Source organism: Azospirillum rugosum (genome assembly GCF_017876155.1).
In the GTDB taxonomy this organism is placed as follows: domain Bacteria; phylum Pseudomonadota; class Alphaproteobacteria; order Azospirillales; family Azospirillaceae; genus Azospirillum; species Azospirillum rugosum.
In genome coordinates this window covers 182,369-205,423 of sequence record NZ_JAGINP010000008.1, presented here as the reverse complement: position 1 = coordinate 205,423, position 23,055 = coordinate 182,369, and the positions used below count along the sequence as shown (strand labels likewise).

At 69.2% G+C, this 23,055-nt stretch carries 17 protein-coding genes and 1 riboswitch; of the genes, 2 read left to right on the top strand and 15 right to left on the bottom strand.

Annotation, left to right across the window (positions count from 1 at the left end):
• Positions 1-67: 67 nt before the first annotated feature.
• Genes J2851_RS13275 through J2851_RS13240 form a run of 8 tightly spaced genes read right to left on the bottom strand, consistent with a single transcriptional unit; the run spans position 68 to position 7,823 of the window.
• The gene (locus J2851_RS13275) at positions 68-877 is read right to left on the bottom strand and encodes a quinoprotein dehydrogenase-associated putative ABC transporter substrate-binding protein (RefSeq protein ID WP_209766749.1); all 810 of its coding nucleotides are present in this window, start codon (positions 875-877) and stop codon (positions 68-70) included.
• 1 nt (position 878) lies between these two features.
• Positions 879-1,304: a c-type cytochrome gene (locus tag J2851_RS13270; protein ID WP_209766748.1), complete on the bottom strand. Its 426-nt coding sequence runs from the start codon at positions 1,302-1,304 to the stop codon at positions 879-881.
• Positions 1,305-1,323: 19 nt separating this feature from the next.
• Entirely contained in the window at positions 1,324-1,668 is a 345-nt protein-coding gene (locus J2851_RS13265; RefSeq protein ID WP_209766747.1) for a hypothetical protein, read from the bottom strand.
• Positions 1,669-1,685: 17 nt separating this feature from the next.
• Complete coding sequence (locus J2851_RS13260) at positions 1,686-2,297, bottom strand: cytochrome c oxidase subunit 3 (RefSeq protein WP_209766746.1); 612 nt, start codon at positions 2,295-2,297, stop codon at positions 1,686-1,688.
• A 10-nt stretch (positions 2,298-2,307) separates the two neighbouring features.
• Positions 2,308-4,239, bottom strand: a complete 1,932-nt coding sequence (gene ctaD / locus J2851_RS13255) for a cytochrome c oxidase subunit I (RefSeq protein WP_209766745.1) — start codon at positions 4,237-4,239, stop codon at positions 2,308-2,310.
• On the bottom strand, positions 4,236-5,459 hold the full coding sequence (gene coxB / locus J2851_RS13250) for a cytochrome c oxidase subunit II (RefSeq protein ID WP_281416025.1): 1,224 nt from the start codon (positions 5,457-5,459) through the stop codon (positions 4,236-4,238). The genes ctaD and coxB overlap by 4 nt, the downstream gene beginning before the upstream one ends.
• A complete protein-coding gene (locus J2851_RS13245) occupies positions 5,456-5,974 on the bottom strand; it encodes a c-type cytochrome (RefSeq protein WP_246500627.1) in 519 nt (172 codons plus the stop codon). The genes coxB and J2851_RS13245 overlap by 4 nt, the downstream gene beginning before the upstream one ends.
• Before the next feature lie 19 nt (positions 5,975-5,993).
• Positions 5,994-7,823, bottom strand: a complete 1,830-nt coding sequence (locus J2851_RS13240) for a methanol/ethanol family PQQ-dependent dehydrogenase (RefSeq protein ID WP_209766742.1) — start codon at positions 7,821-7,823, stop codon at positions 5,994-5,996.
• 378 nt (positions 7,824-8,201) lie between these two features.
• Here J2851_RS13240 and J2851_RS13235 point away from each other — a divergent pair, with 378 nt between their 5' ends.
• The gene (locus J2851_RS13235; protein WP_209766741.1) at positions 8,202-9,884 is read left to right on the top strand and encodes a tol-pal system YbgF family protein; all 1,683 of its coding nucleotides are present in this window, start codon (positions 8,202-8,204) and stop codon (positions 9,882-9,884) included.
• Positions 9,885-9,945: 61 nt separating this feature from the next.
• Positions 9,946-10,650, top strand: a complete 705-nt coding sequence (locus J2851_RS13230) for a class I SAM-dependent methyltransferase (RefSeq protein ID WP_209766740.1) — start codon at positions 9,946-9,948, stop codon at positions 10,648-10,650.
• A 95-nt stretch (positions 10,651-10,745) separates the two neighbouring features.
• On the opposite strand, the gene J2851_RS13225 is transcribed toward J2851_RS13230, so the two are convergent.
• From J2851_RS13225 to J2851_RS13195, 7 genes are all read right to left on the bottom strand, one after another.
• Entirely contained in the window at positions 10,746-11,609 is an 864-nt protein-coding gene (locus J2851_RS13225) for a ParB/RepB/Spo0J family partition protein (protein WP_209766739.1), read from the bottom strand.
• On the bottom strand, positions 11,599-12,609 hold the full coding sequence (locus J2851_RS13220; protein ID WP_209766738.1) for an AAA family ATPase: 1,011 nt from the start codon (positions 12,607-12,609) through the stop codon (positions 11,599-11,601). Before J2851_RS13220 ends, J2851_RS13225 begins: the two co-directional genes overlap by 11 nt.
• 254 nt (positions 12,610-12,863) lie before the next feature.
• Entirely contained in the window at positions 12,864-14,354 is a 1,491-nt protein-coding gene (locus J2851_RS13215) for an efflux transporter outer membrane subunit (RefSeq protein WP_209766737.1), read from the bottom strand.
• A 48-nt stretch (positions 14,355-14,402) separates the two neighbouring features.
• Positions 14,403-17,657, bottom strand: coding sequence for an efflux RND transporter permease subunit (locus J2851_RS13210; RefSeq protein WP_209766736.1), 3,255 nt, complete (start codon positions 17,655-17,657; stop codon positions 14,403-14,405).
• The gene (locus tag J2851_RS13205; protein ID WP_209766735.1) at positions 17,654-20,758 is read right to left on the bottom strand and encodes an MdtB/MuxB family multidrug efflux RND transporter permease subunit; all 3,105 of its coding nucleotides are present in this window, start codon (positions 20,756-20,758) and stop codon (positions 17,654-17,656) included. The genes J2851_RS13210 and J2851_RS13205 overlap by 4 nt, the downstream gene beginning before the upstream one ends.
• A 15-nt stretch (positions 20,759-20,773) precedes the next feature.
• Entirely contained in the window at positions 20,774-22,189 is a 1,416-nt protein-coding gene (locus J2851_RS13200; RefSeq protein WP_246500626.1) for an MdtA/MuxA family multidrug efflux RND transporter periplasmic adaptor subunit, read from the bottom strand.
• A 172-nt stretch (positions 22,190-22,361) separates the two neighbouring features.
• A complete protein-coding gene (locus J2851_RS13195; protein ID WP_209766734.1) occupies positions 22,362-22,733 on the bottom strand; it encodes a hypothetical protein in 372 nt (123 codons plus the stop codon).
• A gap of 156 nt (positions 22,734-22,889) precedes the next feature.
• Positions 22,890-23,016, top strand: a riboswitch (TPP riboswitch).
• Positions 23,017-23,055: the final 39 nt, after the last annotated feature.

Below are 23,055 nucleotides of genomic sequence, written 5' to 3'. Positions count from 1 at the left end.
GGCGCATCACTCCGGAAACTTCGGCGCGAGTGTAGCGGAAGGTTGCGAAGGACTGCAAACGGCGCCGTCAGGGTGCGCGCGGCGGATCGACCCTGGGCACGCCGTAGTCCGCCAGGATGGCGTCGATTGCTGCCGCGTTGCGGCCCAGCGCGTCGTCCAGGCGTTCGCGAAGGGCCGTGTCCTCGCGACGGGTTCCCATGGAGATGTCGAAGATCATCGGGCGGATCGGCCCGTCGATGCTCGGCGAAACCGGGGTGAGCGTCAGCGGCACCGGCTGACGCCGGGCGAAGAAGCCGGCCTGCGGCCCCCAAACGACGGCGACGTCGACGTCCCCCCGCGTCACCGCCTCCACGATCTGGGCGGTCGGGTTCGGCTGGGTGTAGTCGCCGTAGACGAGGTAGCCGCGCACGTTCTGCACGATGCCGCGGCGGCTCAGCGCGTGGGCCGGCGGGGCGTTGGAAAAGTCGTCGCCGATCATCTGCACCCCGACGCGCAGCGTGCGCAGCCGATCGTCGTCGAAGCTGCGGATGTCCAGCCCGCGCCCGGCGACGGTGACGAAGACGTAGGTGGAGCGGTAGTAGGGCCGCGTCACCGCCAGCATCGGCAGCCCCATCGGCACCCCGGCGACCACGTCGCACAGGCCGGCTTTCACCGTGTTCCGGATGAAGCCGCGGCGCTGGGCCCACCACGTGTAATCGACGATCATGCCGAGGTCGCGGGCCAGCAGCTCGACAATGCGGTTCTCGAAGCCTTCGCCGCGGTCGTTGCTGTAGGGCAGGTTGTTAGGATCGGCGCAGACACGCAGGGCCTCCGCCCCGGCGGGCGCGGCACTCGTCCACAGGGCGAGAAGCAGGACCCAGGCAGTCAGGCGCCGCATGTCACCAGCTCCCGTCGGTGAGGGTGTAGAGGTAGGCGGTGATGTCCCGGGCGTCGCGGTCGCTGACGCCGAGGTTGGGCATCGCCGTCTTCGGCGAGATGCCGGGGGGATCCTTCACCCAGCTCATCACGTTCTCCGGCGTGTTGTAGAGCACGCCGCCGACATAGACCCGGCTGCCGAAATTGCTGAGCGGCGGGCCGACCAGTCCGCGGGCGCGGGTCACCCCGGGGATGGTGTGGCAGCTGCCGCAGCCGTAGCGCAGCACCGCCTCCTGCCCCGCGTGGGGATCGCCGCCGGTGATCGCGGCGGCCCGGCGCCAGGTCTTGTCCTGCTCCCGCCGGCTCTCCCAGGCGAGGCCGGCCCCGCCCGCAACGACGGTGAGCGCGAGTGCCGCCAGCGCGATCCGTCTGCTCCGCCCGAAGGACATGGCGAACCCTCCCCATCCGTCACCCGCAGCCGCGCAGGATCAGCCCGGCCATCGTCTGCCCGGCGATGGCGACCAGCACGATCAGCACGACCAGCACGCCCACCATGCCGATGAAGCGCTGGCTCCCCCAGTGGGGCTCCACAGTCTCGCCCGACCCGACGTCGCGCACCGCCCGCCAGGACAGCCAGCCGCCGCCCAGCGCCACCAGCGCGCCGACCACGCCCAGCGTCACCACCAGCGAGGGCTGGCCCAGCGTGCAGTTCCAGAACACCGTGTTGGAGCCGCCCTGGTGCTGGATGATCCAGCCCAGCGGCCCGGCCAGCCAGCCGGCCCAGGGCGTCCATGACGTGCGCCGCCCCATCATCTTAGATTCCTGCCATGTCAGACCAGCCTCGGCACGACGTAGAGCAGCGCCCAGAGCGGCACCCAGGCGGCGACCACGAAGTTCCAGTAGACGCAGTTGTCGGTGACGTCGGTGAAGCGGCGCGGCTCGACATGTTTGGTGAACATCAGCACGGTCAGGACCAGCGTGTCGCCGACGTCGGTGATCAGGTGCACGGCGTGCAGCCCCAGCAGCACCCAGACCATGGAGCCGTAGGCGTTGTCGTCCCAGCGGCAGTTCAGGGCGCCGAACTCGAAGGCGCGGACCACCAAGGTCAGCAGCCCGACGGCCGACATGACGACCAGCCCGATGCGCACCTTGCGCAGGTCGTCGGCGTGGGCGACGCGGTCGGTCCACCAGTTCGGCCACAGGCTGGCCAGCATCAGGACAAGCTGGAGCGTCCCCCACAGCCAGTCCGGCGGCGACTGGCCCGGCGGCCAGGTCTCCGTCTGGCCCATCAGGTAGAAGTACGCCGCAGCGGCCAGCGCGAAGCCGGTCGCCTCGATCAGGATGAAGCCCAGCGTCCCCCACCATGTGGTCGCGCGCGGCCCATGCGCGCTGGTCGGCAGGTGGGCGAGGTCGGCGGCGAAGCGGGGTGCCCCGTTGTTCATTCGATCACCATCACTCGATCACCGGTTCGGGAGTGTCGGGCGCCGATTTCGGCCAGAACCAGCCGATCAGCCCGACCGCCAGCGGGATGGAGCCCCAGACCACCGCCCAGGGCGTGAAGATCGATCCGATGAACAGGATCGTGACGGCGAGCGCCGACAGCAGCGGCCAGATGGACGGCTCGGGCGAGGGCTCCCGCACCTCGGGGGCCGCGTCCACCACGCTGGTCAGCAGCAGCTCCCGCTGGTCCACGCGCAGGCCGCTCACCACGGGCAGGCCGTCGGCTTCCTCCCACAGGGGATTGCTGCCGGTCACCACGGGGATGTGGACGAAATTGAAGCTCGGCGGTGGGGAGGCGGTGGCCCACTCCAGCGTCGCGGCCCCCCACGGGTTGTCATCGGCGACGAGGCCGTGTTTCAGGCTGTGCCAGACATTGCCCAGGAAGACCAGCACCCCGGCCGCCAGGATCACCGCGCCCGCCGTCGACAGCAGGTTCAGGTCGTCCCAGCCCAGCCCCGCGGGGTAGCTGTAGACCCGGCGCGGCATCCCGATCAGCCCGAGGATGTGCATGGGGAAGAAGGCGATGTTGAAGCCGACGAAGAACAGCCCGAAGTTCCAGGCCCCCGCCCGTTCCGACAGCATCCGCCCGGTGAATTTCGGAAACCAGTAGTAGATGGCCCCGAACAGCGGGAACACCGCCCCGCCGATCAGCACATAGTGGAAGTGCGCGACGACGAAGTAGGTGTCGTGCACCTGGCTGTCGATGGGCACCGATGCCAGCATGATCCCGCTGAGGCCGCCCAGCACGAAGATGACGATGAAGCCGATGACGAACAGCAGCGGCGTCGCGAAGCGCGGCCGGCCGTCCCACAGGGTGGCGAGCCAGCAGAAGATCTGGATGCCGCTGGGGATGGCGATGGCCATGCTGGCCGCCGTGTAGAAGCTGTTGCCCAGGTGCGGCAGCCCGGTCGCGAACATGTGGTGCACCCACAGGCCAAAGCCCAGGAACCCCGTGGCGACCAGCGCCAGCACCAGCGCCGTGTAGCCGAAGATCGGCCGCCGCGCGAAGGTCGGCAGGATCGAGGACACGAAGCCGGTCGCCGGCAGGAAGATAATGTAGACCTCCGGATGGCCGAAGAACCAGAACAGGTGCTGCCACAGCAGGGCGTCGCCGCCCTCCGCTGGGTTGAAGAAATGCGTGCCGATCAGCCGGTCCATGATCAGCATGCTGCTGGACACCATCACCGCCGGCATGGCGAAGACGACCATGAAGGAGGTGACCAGCTGCCCCCAGACGAACAGCGGGATGCGGTTCAGCGACATCCCCGGCGCCCGCTGCTTGAGCACGGTCACGATGATCTCCACCGCAACGGCCAGCGCCGCGACCTCCGTAAAGGTCACCATCTGCGCCCAGAAGTCGGCGCGCTTTCCGGGGCTGAACTGCGGCCCAGACAGGGGGACGTAGCTGAACCAGCCGACGTCCGGCCCGACGTTCAGGATGAAGGCCACCCACAGCATCACCCCGCCGGCCAGATAGACCCAGTAGCTGAAGGCGTTCAGCCGCGGGAAGGCGATGGCCCGCGTGCCGACCATCAGCGGCACCAGATAGATGGCGAAGGCCTCCATCACCGGCACGGCGAACAGGAACATCATCGTCGTGCCGTGCATGGTGAAGATCTGGTTGTAGCGGTCGGGCGTCAGCAGCGTCTGGTTCGGCCCCGCCAGCTGCATCCGCATGGCGAGCGCCAGCAGCCCGGCCAGCAGGAAGAAGACGAAGGCGGTGACGATGTAGCGCCGGCCGACCTGCTTATGGTCCACACTGGACAGCCAACCCCACAGGCCGGGCGGCGTCGCCCAGGTCCGTTCCAGCCGGGCGTGGGTCTCCGCCTCCCCCAGCGAGGGGCCGTCGCGCCGGATGAAACGAGATGCGTCGCGAGCGCTCATTTCAGGCCGTCCAGGTAGGCGAGCACGCTTTGCAGCTGGTCGGCGGACAGGCCGACCACCGGCATCTGGCTGCCCGGCTTGATGCGTTGCGGGTCGGCGATCCAGCCCGCGAGGTTTCCCTTGCTGTAGGGCAGCGTCCCGGCCGCGATGGACGGGCGCGCGGCGACGTGGGTCAGATCCGGCCCGACCCGGCTGGCCGCCGTCGTGCCGCGGACGGTGTGGCACATGACGCAGGCCGAGGTCAGGAAGACGCGCTGGCCCTCCCGGCTCCGCTCGTCGGACGGGGCGACGGCGGGGGCCAGTTGGGATTCCCGCCACGCCTCGAACTGGTCGCGCGGCATCGCCACGACGTCCAGCGCCATGTTGGCGTGCTGGAAACCGCAGAACTCCGCGCATTGCCCGCGGTAGCGCCCCTCGCGGTCGGCGACGATCACCGTCTCGTTGACCCGGCCGGGGATCAGGTCGGTCTTGCCGTGCAGGTTCGGGACCCAGAAGCTGTGGATGACGTCCTGCGCCTTCAGGACGACGCGCACCGGCACGCCGACCGGCAGGCGGATCTCGTTGGCCGTTTCGAAGCTGCGGTTCGGCACGGGATCGTCGTATCTCACCTGCCACCACCATTGCTTGGCCGTGACCTCGATGGTCAGCTCCGCCCGGTGGCCGAGGGCGAGGATGTCGCGGTCCACGGCGTAGCTGAACCCGGTCAGCGTCAGGACGATGGCGGCGGTGCCGACCGCCCAGGCGGTGAGGCCGCGGGTCAGCCGGCGCTCGATCGGCTCCTCCGGACGGAAGGCGGGCCCGGGCGGCAGGCGCCGGCGGCGGCGCGGCCGGATCGCCGCGACCAGCAGCAGGACCAGGACGACCGCGTAGACCGCGGCCAGCACCGCCAGGAACAGCCACCACAGCCCGGCGATCCGCCCGGCTTGCTGCCCGACGGGGTCGAGTGCCGACTGGATGCCGTGCTGGACCCGCTCGCAGGCCGTCAGCGCGAACAGGCACAGGACCAGGGCGGCGCGGTGCCAGGGCCATTGCCTGGATGAAGCGCTGCGCGCAACCCCCTCGCCCGCCCCCGGCGGGAGAGGGAGGGGCCCGCGCCGAAGACGTGGGAGGGTGAGGGCAAGGTTTCTCGGGATGACCGAGCCCTCACCCTCCCATGCTCCGCATGGGTCCCTCCCTCTCCCTGCGGAGCAGGGCGAGGGGATTGGTAGCCGCGCCGTCATTGCCGGCCCTCCACCTGCGGTCCGCCGGGGGTGGATTGCTTGGGTTCCGCCTTCGGCGTGCGCTGCTCGGCCGGCTTGGCGTTCAGGCTGTCGTTGCGCCCGGGGGAGGCCGCGGTCGGCGTCTGGCCGCTCATCGACCGGACATAGGCGGCGATCTCCCAAATTTGGGTTTCCGGGATCTTGTTGCGGAAGGACGGCATGCCGTTCGGCCGCCCCTGGACGATGGTGGCGAAGATGTTCTCCAGGCTGTCGCCGTAGATCCAGCTGTCGTCCATCAGCGGCGGGCCGATGTCGCCGCCGCCGTTGGCGTGGCAGGTGCCGCAATTGAACCAGACGTACAACTGCTTGCCCTGCGCGAGGTGGTAGGCGTTGCCCTCATACTCCTGCCGGCGCGGGTCGGGTGGCGAGGGTTCGCCGGCGTAGAGGGTGCCTTGCGCGATGGCGCCCGGTCCGCTTTCGCCCACCGGGGCGCCGCGCGGCTCCCGTTCCTCCCGGTCGCAGGCGGCGAGCGCCAAAACGGCCAGAACCGCCAGACTAGCGCTTCGACGGCAGGGCGAAGACATAGAGCGTTCCCCCCTTGGTCGTCTTGTCCTTCAGGTCGGCGACGGCGTTGACGAAGCCCTTGGCCGCCGTGGCATCGCGCGGGTCGAGGTTGCCGACCACCACCGCCCCGGCCCAGCCGCCCACGCCGGACAGCACGGCCACATACTCCCGCCCGTCCGGCCCGCGGTAGGCGATCGGCTGGCCGATGATCCCGGAGCCGGTCTTGAACCGCCACAGCTCCTCCCCCGTGCGGGCGTCCAGCGCCTTGAACCAGCCCTCCATGGTCCCGTAGAAGACGAGGTCGCCGGCGGTGGACAGCGTGCCGCTCCACAGCGGGAAATCCTCCTTCACGCTCCAGGCCTTGGCGCGCTTGACCGGGTCCCAGGCCGACAGCTCGCCCCTATGCCCGCCGGGGCCGGCGAACATGCGCACCTCCGCCCCGATGTAGGGCGTGCCGGCGATGTAGTTGGCCTCCGCACTCTGCCAGTCCATGCACAGGTTCATGTGCGGGATGTAGAGAAGCCCGGTCCGCGGCGAGAAGGAGGACGGGTTCCAGTCCTTCGACCCCGGCGCCGTCGGGCAGATGTCGCGGACGACCTTGCCCATCTTCGGCGCCTTGGCCTCCACCATCGCCAGCTCGCCCGTCTTCAGGTCCACGCCGGTGGAGGAGTTAATATTGGCGTACGGGTCGGCCGACAGCACCTCCCCCGTCGCGCGGTCGAGTACGTAGACGTAGCCGTTGCGCTCCGGCCGGACGACCGTCTTGCGCATGGTGCCGTTCACGGGCAGGTCGAGCAGGATCAGCTCGTTGATGGCGTCGTGGTCGTACAGGTCGTGAGGCACCACCTGGTAGAACCAGCGGGCCTGCCCGCTGTCCGGGTTGCGGGCGAAGATGCCGCCGGTCCATTTGTTGTCGCCCGGCCGCTGCTCCGGGTTCCAGGGGCCGGGGTTGGCGGTGCCGTGGTAGATCAGGTCAAGCTCCGGATCGTAGGAAATCCACCCCCACACCGTGCCGCCGCCGATTTCCCACGCGTTGGGCGGCCATGTGGTCACGCCCAGGTCCTTACCCTTCTCCTTGTCGTAGAAGGGCTTGTAGTCCGCGCCGATCAGCACGTCGCTGTCGGGGCCGGTGTTGTAGGCCTTCCACACGATCTTGCCGGTGCCGGCGTCCAGCGCGGTCAGCCAGCCGCGGACCCCGAACTCCCCGCCCGAATTGCCGACCAGCACCTTTCCCTTCACCACCAGGGGGGCCATGGTGATGGTCTCCCCCTTGTTGATGTCGCCGAGCTTGGTCCGCCAGACCTCCCGCCCCGTGCCGGCCTCCACGGCGATGGTCTGGCCGTCCAGCGTGTTCATGAACACCCGGCCGTCGGCAAAGGCCACGCCCCGGTTCACGTAGTCGCAGCAGGCGACCCCTTGCGCCGAGGCGGCCGGCTTCGGGTCGAACGTCCACTTTAACGGAGCGCCCGGCTGCGTGAGGTCGAGCGCGAAGAGGCGGTTCGGATAGGGGGTCACGATGTACATCGTGTTGCCCACGACCAGCGGCGCCGCCTCCTGCCCCCGGTCGACGCCGGTGGAAAAGGTGAAGGCGACCTGGAGATCGCGGACGGTGCCAGTGTTGATCTCGTCCAGTTCGCTGTAGCGGGTGCTGGCGTAGTTCTTCGCCGGCATCGCCCATTCGCCGTCGTCCGGCGGTGAGGCGGAGGCTGCGGGAACGGCCTTCGCCGGTGCGGCGTCCTGGGCATGCGCGGGGGCAGCCGCCGGGAGGGCCAGGGCCAGGGCAAAAACGGCACCGGTTCGGCGGACCCTCGTCACGTCCATTTCCGCGCTCCCGCTGGAATGCCGGAAAGGGAACCAACCGGCGCGCGGCGGAGTTCCGGGTTATGTCTTCGGATATGCGCCTGTGTTGGCGGAGCGAATTGGCGGAACCATCACTTCAGCCGACACAGCACGGCCGTCCTGTGGTAGAGTGCCGGACCATTCCAGCAAAAACCGGCCTTGAAAATCCCGCGCGAAACCCGCGAACACACAGCGCGCGGTCGCGGAAGTCTTTCCCGGGTTTGGTATCACCGCCCCATCGCACGCCCAGTTCCGCCGCGCGTTTCAGCACGCTTGTCAGGGGATGAAAACTCGGGCAGTCATTCCCGTCTGCGGTGATGCGGTCGCCGGCGGATGGGCCAGCGGATAAGAAAGGCGTTCATGGCAACGGTCGAAGAAGCCATCGACATCGGGCTGAAGCATCTGGACGATGGACGCCTCGGCGACGCGGAGGCCGTCTTCCAGGCGGTCGTGAACGCCGTCCCCGACCACGCGACCGCCCTGTACCTTCTGGCCTCCGTCCAGGCGCAGTCGGGCAAGCTCGACGACGCGGTGCGCCATATGGGCCTGTGCGTCGCGGCCAACCCGACGGTCGTGTCCTTCCAGTGCCTGCTCGGCGACCTGTTCCGCGCGCTGGGCCGCTTTGACGACGCCGTGCGCGCCTACCGGCGCGCGCTAGCCATCGACTGCGCCACGATCCAGGCCGTCCTTGGATTGGCCGAAGCCTTCCGCGGGGCGCGCCAGCCGGTGGAGGCGGCGCAGGCCTTCCGCCGCGCCCTGCGCCTGGACCCCACGCGCCCCGACGCGATCCGCGGCCTGTCCGCCAGCCTGGAGGCGCTGGGCCAGGGGCGGGAGCAGGCGCGGCTTCTCCGCTTGCCCGTGATGCTGGACCCGGGATCGGCCGAGGCCCTGACCGAACTCGGGGTCGCGCAGCTGTTCTGCAGCCACACGGCCCACGCCATCCGGCTTCTGCGGTGCGCGGCGGCGGTCGATCCGGCCAGCGAGCGGGCGCGCTATTTCCTGTGTCTCGCCCTGTGGTGCGGTGGATACCTCACGGAAGCCTGCCGGCGCGCGCCGGAATTGCTGGGCGTGGACGACCGTTACGGCGGGCACCTGTCCGCCCTGGGCGTGGCGCGGTATGAACAGGGCTACGCCGAGGTGATCCACATCACCGGCTGCATGGCGGAGCCGGAGCGGGAATTCCCGCCGACCGTGGTGACCGCCTTCTGCGACCCGCGGAAATGGGCGCTCAACTGGCAGCTCCATTCCCTGTTCCTGTCCTACCTGGACCTGGATTGCGCCGCCCTCGATTTCCTGGTGACCATCCCGCCGGGCACCCGGCACCTGATCGACCCGCGCATCCCCTGCCGGATCATGGAGCCGGTCGAGGGCCGCTACGACCACCCGAACTTCGCGGCGGTCACGACGTTCGAGGGGACGCGCTACCCCTACTGCAACCATTATCTCGCGGCGCTGGATCTGCCCGACGGGCACCGCTACGCCCTGCTGACCGACGTCGACACCATCCTGATGCCGGCCTTCAAGACCTTCCACCCGCGGCGCTTCGCCATCGGCAGCGGCGGCTACGCGTCGGAAGGAAGCCTCCGCCGGCTGGCCGATTTCGCCCAGCGCCGCGGCTTCCGCTATGGCCGCTACCGCAACCTGGGGCCGACCTGGTACGGGGAGGCCGCGCTGCTCGACCGCTGCGCCCGCAAGTCCCTGGAGGTCGCCAGCCTGTTGCTGGAGGAGGACTGGCGGGGCATGTCCTGGCCGGACTGGTGGATCGGCGTGCTGACCATGTACGCGTCGGAGGTCGCCATCAACGACCTGGTCGACGACCTGACGCTGCTGGACGGCGTGATCGAAGGCCACATGCCGGCCGGGCCCGGGCGGGGGCAGGAAATCCACCTGCACATGTGGACGCCGGAAGACCCCATGCAGCACTTCGGCAAGGCCTCCTTCGACGCGGGTCTCTACGACGGCGTGCAGTTGGAAGGGTTGGCCGGAACCGCCCTCGATTACGCCCGCCGCGGGGTCGCGCTGGCCCGCCGCACTTTTTCCTAAAGCCCTTTGATTGCGCCCCGGGTCCGGGCCATCATCCCGGACCCCTCTGGAGACACAGCCGATGCCCATCAGCACCATCCTCGGAAAGTCCGTCACCGCGCTGGCGATCAACCGCTTCAACGCCCGCCACGCGGTGTCGCACGTGCTCGACATCGGGCCGGGGGTGGGCACCTACGCGCGGCTCCTCCGCCCGATCCTGCCGAAGGCCCGCTTCACCGCGGTGGAGGTGTGGGCCCCCTACGTCAAGGAATACGGGCTGGAGGCGGTCTATGACGAGGTCCATGTGGCCGACGCCCGCCGCTTCGACTACGGCGCGCTGCCCCGCGGGGGCATTGCGCTGCTGGGCGACGTGATCGAGCACATGACCCGCGACGAGGCGCAGCAGTTGGTGATGAAGATCCTGCTGGTCTGCGACGCGGTCTACATCGCCATCCCCATCGGCGAATGGCCGCAGGGCGAGTATGAGGGGAACCCGTGGGAGGCGCACATCGGCTCCTACAGCACGGAGGACATGCACCGCGTCTTCCCCTTCGTCGGGTGCGAGATGATGTTCAAGACCCGCGGCGACGACGGCACTGGCCTGTTCGTGCTGGCGCGTCGGGAGGACATCCGGGCGCAGGCCTGCCAAGCCTTCTTGGAGGCCGCGAACGTCGTGCAGGCCAACGAGGGACTGGTGAACTGCGGCCTGCCCGGCCTTCCGCAATTCAACGACCCATCGGTGGTCGAGACCTTCCACGCCGCGGTCTCTCCCCACCTCGTCCCCTGAACCGATCAGTGTTGGCGCATGTGGGACGTCCCACACGCGCCACTCTCACTCCATCAATGTGGGACGTCCCACATCACGACACCTCAAGACGGCTGCTACGCGTCGTCCAGAATGGCGTCGATTTCCGCGCGCAGCTGGAGCAGGCGTTCCCGATGCGCCCGGTCCAGCAGGTGCCGCTGCTCCCGCACCACGGCGACATCGCGCATGATGCGCTTCACGCTGGCCTGGAGCGTCCGCTCCGGGTCGTGCGGGCCGGCCTCGCGGGCGCTCTGCCCCTGCGCGTGGTCGCGCTTGGCCTGCCGCACGGCCTTGACGGACGCCCCCTCCTTGGCCTGCTCCCACAGCGCGGGCTGAAGCTCGTCCGCCGCCGCGGCGATCTCGATCAGCACCGACCGCGACACATGGGTGAAGGAGGACGCGTATTCCTCCAGCATCGGTGCGGGCAGCGACAGGATGGCCAGCAGCTTGGTGATGTCGGTGCGGTCCTTGCCGACGACCGCGGCCAGCTCGTCGTGGGTGTAGCCGTGCTTCTCGGCCAGGCGGGCGAGGGCGGTCGCGTATTCCACCGCGTTCAGGTCCACGCGCTGGACGTTGTCGATCAGCCCGATCTCGTCCGGATCGCCGGAGGTGAGAATGGCGAAGATCGTCTTCCGGCCCAGGATCTGATGGGCGCGGATGCGGCGCTCGCCGCCGATCAGCAGGTAATCGCCCTGGGGAAGCGGGCGGACCAGGATCGGGTTCTGCAGCCCATGCCGCTCGATGGAGGCCGCCAGGCTGTTAAGCTCCGCCTCATCGAAATGCCGGCGCGGCTGGTCGGGGTTGCGGTGGACCTGATCCAGGTCCAGCTCCACCACATGCGGGAACCCGGCCGAGGTGCCGAACAGCTTGTCCGTGCCGACGGTCAGAGTGGGGGTGCCGCCCAGCAGTTCCTTCGTCTTGCGCTCGAACTTACGCGACATGGGCGGTCTCCCGCTTCGCGGCGTAGGCCCGGATTTGCCGCGCCACCTCGCGGAAGGTCTCCGCACCCGGCGCGTTGGGGTCGCCGGCGAGCGTGATCATGCCGGCCGCCGCGGCCTTGCCGTACACCGTGGCGCGGGGGATCGGGGGGAACACCGGGACCTGCTCGGCGTAGGACTCGCGCAGCTCCTGCAGCGTGGCGCGGTCCTGGGTCAGGCGTTCGTTGTACATGGTGGGGATGATGCCGGCGATCCTCAGCCCGGGGTTCACGCGCCGGCGGATTCGCGTGATGGTGTCCACCAGCCGCTTCACGCCCAGCAAGGCCAGCGCCTCCGTCTGCACCGGCACGATGACCAGCTCAGCCGCCGACAGCGCGTTGGCCGTCACCAGCCCGAGGTTCGGCGCGCAGTCCATGACCACGAAATCGTAGGAGGAGCGGACCTCGTCCAGCTTCTCGCGCAGCACGAGGCCGCCGGTGGAGTCGGCCGCCAGCTCGACGTCGGCGTCGGCCAGCGACAGGCCGGCCGGGGCGAGGTCGAGCCCCCGCTCGCCGGTCGGCAGGATGACCGAAGACAGGGGATCGTCCGAGCGCAGCACGAAGTAGAGCGTCTTGCGACAGCGCTCCAGCTCCACGATGGACGCGTTGCCGACGCCGACATGGACCGTTGCGTTGCTCTGCGAGTCGCAGTCGATCAGCAGGACGCGCGCCCCGCCCTCGGTCAGGGCGTAGGCGAGGTTCACCGCGGTCGCCGTCTTGCCGACACCGCCCTTCTGGTTGGCGACGGCCAGGAAGGTGGCCGACCGGGGGCGGTCGTCGGGCGTCTGGCCGGCCAGGAAGTCCGCCAGCTGCTGCGGGATCCGCTCCGCCCCGCTCTCCCACCGGCTGATCTTCGCCTTCGTGTAGCTGCGGCCCAGCTGGTCGTTCAGCCAGTCCGCGAACTGCGTCTGGTTCTCCCCGCGGCGTTCGCGCAGCTGGCGCATGTCGTCCCCACCATGCGGCATCGATATCCCCTTCGATTGGTTTAGGGGATTCTGCGCAAGTTGCCGGAACTTTGTCAACGGACGCCCGCGAAGTTGCTGGAACAGAACCGGGCAACCCCGATTTCCCTCTTCCGTCATCCCAGCGAAGGCTGGGATCCAGGGCTCTTCCACCACGTCGATGCGGAGCGTTCTGGATCCCAGCCTTCGCTGGGATGACGATGGGGATAGTGGTTTCCGCCCCCTTACGTCAGGGCCATGCGTAGGCTCCCGGGAATCTACATCCGCCCGCCGAGCGCCTGGAGCAGCGACACCGCGGCGAGCAGCCGGCTCTGCTGGACGGCCAGCGCGTTTTCCTCGTCGGACAGCGTGGCCGTTTGGGCGGTCAGCACGCTGGAATAAGGCAGGGTGCCGGCCCGGTACTGATTCAGCGTCAGCCGTTCCGCCTCGCGCGCCAGCCGCACGGCGTCGGCCTGCACCGCGGCCTGCTGCGCCAGGATGCGCTGGGCGGCCAGCTGGTCCTCCACCTCCTGGAAGGCGGTCAGCACGGTCTGCCGGTAGAGCGCGACGCTCTGGTCGAAGGACGCGCGGCGGAAATTCACCACCGCGTCGCGGGCGCCGCCGTCGAACAGCGTCTCCGCGATCTGCGCACCGAAGGCCCAGAGCGCGGTGGGCGCCTGGAACAGCTTGGGAATGATCGCGGCGGTGTTGCTGATGGAGCCGTTGATCAGGATGTCCGGGTAATAGGCGGACTCCGCCACGCCGATCAGGGCGTTGGTCTGGGCCATCTGCCGCTCCGCCGCCGCGATGTCCGGGCGCCGCTCCAGCAGGGCGGAAGGGATGCCGGGCGGGATCGCCGGGATGGCCGCCCTCAGCGGCTCCGGCGCCAGGGAGACGTCGGCCGGCGGCTTGCCGATCAGCACGGCGATGGCGTGCTCCAACTGGGCGCGCTGCACGCCGAGCGCGATCAGCTGGGATTCGGTGCTGCGGACCTGCGTTTCCGCGGTGAAAACATCGGCCAGCGTCGCCGTGCCGGCGGCGTGGCGGTTCTGGGCGATCTCCAGCGACCGGCGGAAGGCGGCGATGGACGCCTCCAGCAGCTTCTTGCGCTCGTCCGCGATGCGGAGCTGCACGTAGGCCGACGCCAGCTGCGCCTGCGCCGACAGCCGGGCCGCCGCAAGGTCGGCCGCGCTGGCCTGCACGGCGGCCTCGTCGCTTTCCACCGTGCGGCGGATGCGCCCCCACACGTCGGGCGCCCAGCTCGCGTCCAGCGATGCGTCGTAGATGGTCCGCGCCCCACTGCTCGACGACGTGCGGGTGGAGGAGGTCCGGCCGGAGCCCACGGGCCCCGACCGCTGGCCGGCGCCGCTGATCGACAGGGTCGGGAAGAAGGAGGCGCGCGACTCCTCCACAAGGGCCTGCGCTTGGCGGTAGGCGGCCTCCGACGCCTTCAGCGTCTGGTTCGACACCTCCACCTGCCGCATCAGCCCGTCCAGGACCGGGTCGTTGAAAACGGACCACCAGGGGTCCAGCCCCGCCTGCTGCGGGTTGGCCGGCCGCCATCCGTCCGCGCGCGGCGCGGCGGTGAGGGCGGCCTGGATCACCTTGGCATCTTGTCCGCTGGGCTGACCGGCCTCCTTGAAGATCGTCGGCACCGGGGCGGACGGCCGTTCATAGTCCGGGCCGACCGTGCAGGCGGCCAGCAAGGACAGGGAGACAAGCGTGGTTCCCGCGGTAGGAAGGGATCGCCCGCGTTTCTTGGTCGTCATGGTTCGTCCGTCGGTGGATCCGGTGCCAGCTCTCATTCGGCCGGGCCCTCATTCGGCCGGGGTATGCGCGACGCCGCGCCGTGGACGGTTCCACAGGCGCCGGCACCACAGCCGGAAGCGGTCAAGATACAGGTAGGTGACCGGTGTCGTGTAGAGGGTCAGCATCTGGCTGACCACCAGCCCGCCGACGATGGCGATGCCCAGCGGCCGGCGCAGCTCCGCCCCCTCGCCCATGCCGATGGCGAGCGGCAGGGCGCCGAGCAGGGCGGCCAGCGTCGTCATCATGATCGGGCGGAAGCGCAGCAGGCAGGCGCGGTGGATCGCCGTGCGCGGGTCCAGCCCCTCGCTCCGCTCCGCCTCCAGCGCCACGTCGATCATCATGATGGCGTTCTTCTTCACGATGCCGATCAGCAGGATGACGCCGATCAGCGCGATGATGCTGAGTTCCATGTTCAGCGCCATCAGCGCCAGAAGCGCGCCGACGCCGGCCGACGGCAGGGTCGACAGGATGGTCAGCGGGTGGACGTAGCTCTCGTAGAGGACGCCCAGCACGATGTAGACCGCCAGCAGCGCCGTGATGATCAGGATCGGCTGGTCGGACGCCGACTGCTGGAACACGCGGGCCGTGCCCTGGAAGCTGCCCTGGATGCTCGTCGGCATGCCGATGCTGTCCATGGTGTGGCGGATCGCCGCCACCGCGTCGGCCAGGGCCACGCCGGGGGCCAGGTTGAAGGAGATCGTCGTGGCGACGAACGGCCCCTGGTGGTTGACCGACAGCGGCGTGTTCTCCATCCCGACGCTGGCGAAGGCCGACAGGGGAATGACGGTCGACGCTTGCGTGCTGACCGCCGCCCCGGTGGAGGCGCTGCCGCGCCCGGTGTTGGCGATCTGGTTGGTGCGCTGGTTGGTCACGCCGGTGGTGTCGGCGTTCGCGGCCCCGGCGATGGCGCTGGTCGCCTGCGTGCCGCTGACCGACCCGCCCGACGTGCTGATGAAGATGTCCTTCAGCATCTCCGGGTTCTCGCGGTACTGCGGCGCCACCTCCATGACCACGCGGTACTGGTTCAGCGGGTTGTAGATGGTGGAGACCTGCCGCTGGCCGAAGGCGTCGTACAGCGTGTTGTTGATCTGGCTGGGCGTCAGGCCCAGGCGGCGGGCGGCGTCGCGGTCGATGGTGACGCCGATCGCCAGCCCCTTCTGCTGCTGGTCGGAGTTCACCTCCGTCAACTCCGGCACCTGCTGCAGCGCCTGCGCCAGCTTCGGCGCCCAGGTCTGGAGTTCGTCCAGCGTGTCGCCCTGCAGGGTGAACTGGTACTGCGCGTTGCTCTGCCGCCCGCCGACGCGGATGTCCTGCACCGCCTGGAGGTAGAGGTTGGCCCCCGCCACCCGGGACAGCTTGCCGCGCAGCCGCCCGATCACTTGGTCGGCCGAGACGTCGCGCTCCGCCAGCGGCTTCAGCGAGACGGACATGAAGCCGGAGTTCGTCCGTCCGCCGCCGGTGTAGCCCACCACCGTGTCCACCGCCGGGTCCGACTTCACCAGCTCCACGAACTGCGTCAGCTTCTGCCGCATCAGCTGGAACGACGTGCTCTGGTCGGCGTCGATGAAGCCGATCAGGCGGCCGGTGTCCTGCTGCGGGAAGAAGCCCTTCGGGATGGTGACGAACAGATGGACGCTGAGCGCCACGGTCGCCAGGAACACGACCATGGTCAGCAGGCTGTTGTCCAATGCCGCGGTCAGGCTGCGGTCGTAGAGGCGCAGCACCCAGGCGCCCAGCCCTTTCACCATGCGCGACACCCGTCCCGGCGGCCGTTCGGCCCGGCGCGGCTCCCGCAACAATGCTGCGCACATCATCGGCGTGGTGGTCAGCGAGATCACCATCGACACGAGGATGGCGACCGACAGCGTCATGGCGAATTCGCGGAACAGCCGGCCGACGATGCCGCCCATCAGCAGGATGGGGATGAAGACGGCGATCAGCGACACGCTCATGGACAGGACGGTGAAGCCCACCTCCTTCGCCCCGCGCAGCGCCGCTTGCGTGCGGGACATGCCGTTCTCGACGTGGCGGGCGATGTTCTCCAGCACCACGATGGCGTCGTCCACGACGAAGCCGGTCGCGATGGTCAGCGCCATCAGCGACAGGTTGTTCAGGCTGTAGCCCAGCAGGTACATCGCCCCGAAGGTGCCGACCAGCGACACCGGCACCACGACGGTCGGGATCAGGCTGGCCCGTGCGTTGCGCAGGAACAGGAACACCACCATGATCACCAGCGCGATGGCGACCAGCAGCGTGTGCTCCACATCCGCCAGGGACGCGCGGATGGTTGTGGTGCGGTCGTTGGCGACGGTCAGGTCGATGTCCGCGGGGATGGAGGCCCGCAGCGTCGGCAGCAGGGCCTTCACGCGGTCCACCGTCTCGATGATGTTGGCCCCCGGCGCCCGGTTCAGGATGACCAGCACCGACGGCTTGCCGTTCGACAACCCTTGGTTGCGCAAATCCTCGACGCTGTCGGTCACCTCCGCCACGTCGGACAGGCGCACGGCGGCGTTGTTGCGGTAGGCGATGACGAGGTTGCGGTATTCCGACGCCTTGCGCGCCTGGTCGTTGGTGTAGATCTGGAAGCGGCGGTCGCCGTCCTCGATCGCCCCCTTGGGCGCGTTGGCGTTGGCCGACGCGATGGCCGCGCGCACGTCCTCCAGCCCGATGCGGTACTGGAACAGCGCCTGCGGGTTCAGCTCCACCCGCACGGCGGGCAGGGAGCTGCCGCCGATGCTGACCTGCCCGACGCCATCGATCTGCGACAGCTTCTGCTGGAGGACCGTCGCCGCGCTGTCGTACAGCTGCCCCTGGCTCAACGTCTGGGAGGTCAGGGCCAGGATCAGCACCGGCGCGTCGGCCGGGTTGACCTTGCGGTAGGTCGGGTTGCTCTTCAGGTTCGTGGGCAGGTCGGCGCGGGCCGCGTTGATCGCTGCCTGCACGTCGCGCGCCGCCCCGTCAATGTCGCGGTTCAGCCCGAACTGCAGCGTGATGCGCGTCGACCCGACGGAGCTGGAGGAGGTCATCTCCGACACGTCGGCGATTTGGCCCAGGTGGCGCTCCAGCGGCGTGGCGACGCTGGCCGCCATCGTCTCCGGGCTGGCGCCGGGCATGCTGGCCGTGACGGAGATGGTCGGGAAATCCACCTGCGGCAGCGGCGACACCGGCAGGCCGAGGAAGGCCATGGCCCCGGCGAGCGCCAGCCCCAGCGTCAGCAGGGTGGTGGCGACCGGCCGGCGGATGAAGGGCGCCGACAGGTTCATGACGCCGTCCCTTCCTCGCCCAGCTTGTCAGACTGGCTGCGAAACCGCGCCGCCAGCCGGTCGAAGGCCAGGTAGATCACCGGCGTGGTGTAGAGGGTGAGCAGCTGGCTCAGCACCAGCCCGCCGACGATGGAGACGCCCAGCGGCTGGCGCAGCTCCGCCCCCGTCCCGCTGCTCAGCATCAGCGGCAGGGCGCCCAACAGGGCCGCCATGGTCGTCATCAGGATCGGGCGGAAGCGCAGCAGGCAGGCCTGGAAGATCGCCTCGCGCGGGGACTTGCCCTCCTGCCGTTCGGCGTCCAGCGCGAAGTCGATCATCATGATCGCGTTCTTCTTCACGATGCCGATCAGAAGGATGATGGCGATGATGGCGATGATGCTGAGATCCTTGCCCGCCAGCATCAGCGCGATCAGCGCGCCCACGCCGGCCGAGGGCAGGGTGGACAGGATCGTGATGGGGTGGATGTAGCTCTCGTAGAGGACGCCCAGCACGATGTACATCGTGACGATGGCCGCCAGGATCAGCATCAGCTGGTTGCCGAGCGAGGCCTGGAAGGCCAGCGCGGCACCCTGGAAATGGGTCATCATGCTGGCCGGCAGCCCGACCTCCTGCTCCGCCTGCTTGATCGCCTCCACCGCGGCACCCAGCGAGGCGCCATGGGCCAGGTTGAAGGAGATGGTGACCGCCGGGAACTGGCCGATGTGGTTGACCTGCAACGGCGCGCTGCGCTCCTCCAGCCGCGCGAAGGCGGCCAGCGGCACCTGCCCGCCGCCCGACGAGGGCAGGTGGATGGAGGTCAGCAGGTCGGCCAGCGACATCTGGGCCGGGTCGACCTCCAGGATCACGCGGAACTGGTTCGCCTGGGTGAAGATGGTGGAGACGATGCGCTGGCCGAAGGCGTCGTACAGCGCGTTGTCCACCGCCGCCGTGGTGATGCCGTAGCGCGCGGCGGTGTCGCGGTCGATGGTGATGGCGGCGGCCAGCCCCTTGTCCTGCATGTTGCTGGCGACGTCCTCGATCTCCGGCACCTGATGGAGGCGGTCGAGCAGCTTCGGCACCCAGACCTTGAACTCGTCCGGGTTCGCGTCCTCCAGCACGAACTGGTACTGGGTGCGGCTGACCGACGCGTCGATGGTCAGGTCCTGCACCGGCTGCATGAACAGCGAGATGCCAGGGACGTGGGCGGTGTTGCGCTGAAGCCGCCGGATGATGTCGCTGACGTGGGTGGTGCGCTCGTCCTTCGGCTTCAGGTTGATCAGGAAGCGGCCGGTGTTCAGGGTGGTGTTGGACCCGTCCACCCCGATGAAGGACGACAGGCTCTGCACGTCCGGGTCCTTCAGCACCTCCGCCGCCAGCGCGTTCTGCCGCTCCGCCATGGCGGCGTAGGAGACGGACTGCGTCGCCTCCGACACGCCCTGAATCAGGCCGGTGTCCTGGATCGGGAAGAAGCCCTTGGGGATGACGACGTAGAGCGCCGCGGTCAGCCCCAGCGTCAGGACCGCCACCGCCAGCGTCGCCCCCTGTCGGTCCAGAACCCAGCGCAGCGTGCGGCCATAGCCGGCGATCAGCCCGTCGAACCACGCTTCCGTCTTGCGGCCGATGGCGGAGCGCTCCCGCGGCTCGTGGTGGCGCAGCAGCTTGGCGCACAGCATCGGCACCAGCGTCAGCGACACCACGGCGGAGATCAGGATGGTGACCGTCAGCGTGATGGCGAACTCGCGGAACAGCCGGCCGACCACGTCGCCCATGAACAGCAGCGGGATCAGCACCGCGACCAGCGAGATGGTCAGCGACACGATGGTGAAGCCGATCTGCTTCGACCCGATCAGCGCGGCGCGCAGCGGGCTCTCCCCCTTTTCCACGTAGCGGGAGATGTTCTCGATCATCACGATGGCGTCGTCCACGACGAAGCCGGTCGCGATGGTCAGCGCCATCAGGGACAGGTTGTTCAGGCTGAAGCCCGCCAGATACATCACGCCGAAGGTTCCGACCAGCGACAGCGGCACCGACAGGCTGGGGATGATCGTGGCGGGGATGTTGCGCAGGAACAGGAAGATCACCAGCACGACCAGCGCCACGGCCAGCGCCAGCTCCATCTGCACGTCGGCGACGGAGGCGCGGATGGTCGTGGTCCGGTCGGTCAGCACCGCCACGTCGACGGAGGAGGGGAGGGCGGCGGTCAGCTGCGGCAGCAGCGCCTTCACACGGTCCACCACCTCGATCACGTTGGCGCCGGGCTGGCGCTGGATGTTCAGGATGATCGCCGGGACCGTGTTCATCCAGGCGCCGAGCTTGGTGTTCTCCGCGCTGTCCACCACGTCGGCCACGTCGGACAGCTTGACCGGCGCGCCGTTGCGGTAGGCGATGACGATGTCGTTGTACTCGCTGGCCTTGCGCAGCTGGTCGTTGGCGTTGATGGTGTAGGCCCGCGTCGGCCCGTCGATGTTGCCCTTGGGCGTGTTGACGTTGGCCGTGTTGATGGTGCTGCGCAGGTCGTCGATGTTCAGGCCATAGGCGGCGAGCGCCCTGGGGTTGGCGCGGATGCGCACCGCAGGGCGCTGCCCGCCGCTGAGGCTGACCAGCCCGACGCCCGGCAGCTGCGACAGCTTCTGCGCGAAGCGGCTGTCGGCGAAGTCCTGCACCTGGGTCAGCGGCAGCGTCTTGGAGGTCAGCGCCAGCGTCAGGATCGGCGCGTCGGCCGGGTTGACCTTGGCGTAGATGGGCGGGGCGGGCAGGTCCGACGGCAGCAGGTTGCCGGCCGCGTTGATGGCCGCCTGCACCTCCTGCTCCGCGATGTCGATGCCGAGATCCAGCCCGAACTGGAGCGTGAGGACCGACGCCCCGGCCGAGCTGACCGAGGACATCTGCGTCAGGCCGGGCATCTGGCCCAGCTGCCGCTCCAGGGGGGCGGTGATGGAGGACGTCATCACCTCCGGGCTGGCGCCGGGGTAGAAGGTCTGGACCTGGATCGTCGGGTATTCGACCGCCGGCAGCGCCGACAAGGGCAGGAAGCGGTAGGCGACCGCCCCCACCAGCAGGATCGCCAGCATCAGCAGCGACGTGGCGACCGGGCGGACGACGAAGGGGTGCGAGATGTTCATGGGGGCACTCGCGTCTTACGACGCGTTCCGCGGACGGCGGTGCTGGCCGCGCTCGCCCTCGCCGGGCGGCGGCCCGCCCGCCGCGGGTGCGCCGCCTTCCGGCGGCAGCAGGACCTTGGCGCCTTCGCGCAGCTTGTCCGCCCCCTCGGTCACCACGAGGTCGCCGGGCTTCAGCCCCTTCTCGACCACCGTCCTGGTGCCGTCGCTGGGGCCCAGCGTGATCGGGCGCACCGCCACCGTGCTGTCCTGCCGGTTGGCGACATAGACGAAGGTGCCCGGCGCGCCGCGCTGGACGGCGGCGACGGGGACGAGCGGCACGCCGGACAGCGTGTCGACCAGAAGCTGCACGTTGACGAACTGGTTCGGGAACAGCGTCTGGTCCGCGTTGTCGAAGCGCGCGCGCAGCTTCACCGTGCCCGTGGTGACGTCGATCTGGTTGTCCACCGTCTCCAGCGTGCCGGTGGCCAGCGTCTTGGCCCGCGTCCGGTCGAAGGCCGTGACCGGCAGCGTGGCCCCGCCGCGCAGCCGCGCCATGATCGCGGGAATGTTGTCCTCCGGCAGGGTGAACAGGACGGAGATGGGCTGGATCTGCGTGATGACCACGATGCCCGTGGTCTGCCCGGCGGTGACGTAGTTGCCGGTGTCGACCAGCCGCAGGCCGACGCGGCCCGAGACCGGCGCCGTGATGCGGCTGTAGGACAGGTTCAGCTTCGCGTTGTCGACCGCGACCTGGTCGGATTTGACGGTGCCCTCATATTGCTGGACCAGGGCCTCCTGCGTGTCGCGCTGCTGCTTGGCGATGGAGTCCTGCTTCACCAGCGTGCGGTAGCGCTCCAGGTCGAGTTGCGCGTTCTTCAGCTGCGCCTGGTCGCGCATCAGCTGCGCCTGCGCCTGATCGACGGCCAGCTGGAAGGGGCGCGGGTCCACCTCCGCCAGGAAGTCGCCCTTCTTGACCATCTGCCCTTCGGTGAAGGCGATCTGGGTCAGCTGGCCGCTGACCTGCGGGCGCACCGTCACGGTGGCGAGCGCGGAAACGGTGCCCAGCCCGTTCAGCCGGATCGGCAGGTCGCCCTTCTCCACCACCGCGGTGACGACCGGCATGGGCGGCCGTTCCCCGCCGAAGCGGCCGGACCGCGCCGCCTGTTCCGTCGTGGGGCGGGTGGCGAACCACCAGCCGCCGCCCGCGATCAGGCCCAGCACCACCAGCCAGGCAATCACACGGCCCAGCGCCGACCGGCGCCGCCCCTCCGTCCGCCGCTCGTAAGGGGGCGCCAGGGCGTCCGGGTCGGCTCCGGGCGATTTCGACTCCGGCGGAAGTTTGACGGGCGTATCCAAGTCCATGCTGTCCTTCATTGCGGCGTGCATGCCGTCGAGGCGAGGCCCGCCGAGGCGTGGCGTGTCCGCGCCATGCGCCACGGCGGTGCCTTCCATGACATCGTTCCTGCTGGCACCGGTGTCGATGGTTCCCGGACGGGAAGGCGGCGTTCTTCCGCCGCGGTGAAAAGGTCTTCTGCGTTCGGCTTGAACGCTACCACGCACGCCGTTGCAAATTATGTCCACCGTCGGGCTGTTTTGTAACAGTCCGTAACAGCCGGGTGCGGCCTCAGCAGGACCCCACCGTCGGCGCCCGCGCCAGATCGAAGGCGTCCGCCGTGGCACGGGGCCACCCATCTTGCTGCCCCTGCCCGACGAACTGTGCGGCGGCGTGGGCGCAGACCTGCGCGATTTCCCGATGCGCCTCCTCCTCGTCCGTGGGGTAGGAACGGTCCTCCGGCGCGGTGATCATGGTCCAATCCCGGTCGCCGATCATCCGCATCCAGGTGCCCCGCCCATCCTCGCCGGAGCGGAACTCGGCCGCGGCCGTGCAGGTGTCGTCGTCTTCGCTGGTCAGCAGCATCGTCCACGTCCAACCGGCCCGGCCATAGCGGGCGATCGACAACCGAACGCTGACGTGACGGGTCGTTTCTTCACTCACCGGATGCTCCTGGCCTGATTCGGCCGGGATTTTGGCGTAAGGCCGGTTAACATTGGATTGGGATGGGGGAATTGGGAACGGCTTCGGCCGCCGGCCCGCCGTGGTATTCCTGATGCTGGTATTCTTGACAGCGTGCCGGCCGCTCCCCTAGGCTGCCCCCGTTCCCTGGGGTGCCTCGTTAGGAGGCTGAGACTCCGCCGGCCCGGACCCGTCCGGGCAACGCGGTGACCCACCGAACCTGATCCGGGTCATGCCGGCGTAGGGATGTGGGACATCGGGCCGACCTATGCCCCTTTTCCGTCCTGATACCCGTGACCCGAAC

Coding starts and splice junctions, on each gene's coding strand:
- J2851_RS13275 (WP_209766749.1), bottom strand. CDS start 877: ATGCGGCGCCTGACTGCCTGGGTCCTGCTTCTCGCCCTGTGGACGAGT.
- J2851_RS13270 (WP_209766748.1), bottom strand. CDS start 1,304: ATGTCCTTCGGGCGGAGCAGACGGATCGCGCTGGCGGCACTCGCGCTC.
- J2851_RS13265 (WP_209766747.1), bottom strand. CDS start 1,668: ATGATGGGGCGGCGCACGTCATGGACGCCCTGGGCCGGCTGGCTGGCC.
- J2851_RS13260 (WP_209766746.1), bottom strand. CDS start 2,297: ATGAACAACGGGGCACCCCGCTTCGCCGCCGACCTCGCCCACCTGCCG.
- ctaD (WP_209766745.1), bottom strand. CDS start 4,239: ATGAGCGCTCGCGACGCATCTCGTTTCATCCGGCGCGACGGCCCCTCG.
- coxB (WP_281416025.1), bottom strand. CDS start 5,459: ATGACGGCGCGGCTACCAATCCCCTCGCCCTGCTCCGCAGGGAGAGGG.
- J2851_RS13240 (WP_209766742.1), bottom strand. CDS start 7,823: ATGGACGTGACGAGGGTCCGCCGAACCGGTGCCGTTTTTGCCCTGGCC.
- J2851_RS13235 (WP_209766741.1), top strand. CDS start 8,202: ATGGCAACGGTCGAAGAAGCCATCGACATCGGGCTGAAGCATCTGGAC.
- J2851_RS13230 (WP_209766740.1), top strand. CDS start 9,946: ATGCCCATCAGCACCATCCTCGGAAAGTCCGTCACCGCGCTGGCGATC.
- J2851_RS13225 (WP_209766739.1), bottom strand. CDS start 11,609: ATGTCGCGTAAGTTCGAGCGCAAGACGAAGGAACTGCTGGGCGGCACC.
- J2851_RS13220 (WP_209766738.1), bottom strand. CDS start 12,609: ATGCCGCATGGTGGGGACGACATGCGCCAGCTGCGCGAACGCCGCGGG.
- J2851_RS13215 (WP_209766737.1), bottom strand. CDS start 14,354: ATGACGACCAAGAAACGCGGGCGATCCCTTCCTACCGCGGGAACCACG.
- J2851_RS13210 (WP_209766736.1), bottom strand. CDS start 17,657: ATGAACCTGTCGGCGCCCTTCATCCGCCGGCCGGTCGCCACCACCCTG.
- J2851_RS13205 (WP_209766735.1), bottom strand. CDS start 20,758: ATGAACATCTCGCACCCCTTCGTCGTCCGCCCGGTCGCCACGTCGCTG.
- J2851_RS13200 (WP_246500626.1), bottom strand. CDS start 22,189: ATGGAAGGCACCGCCGTGGCGCATGGCGCGGACACGCCACGCCTCGGC.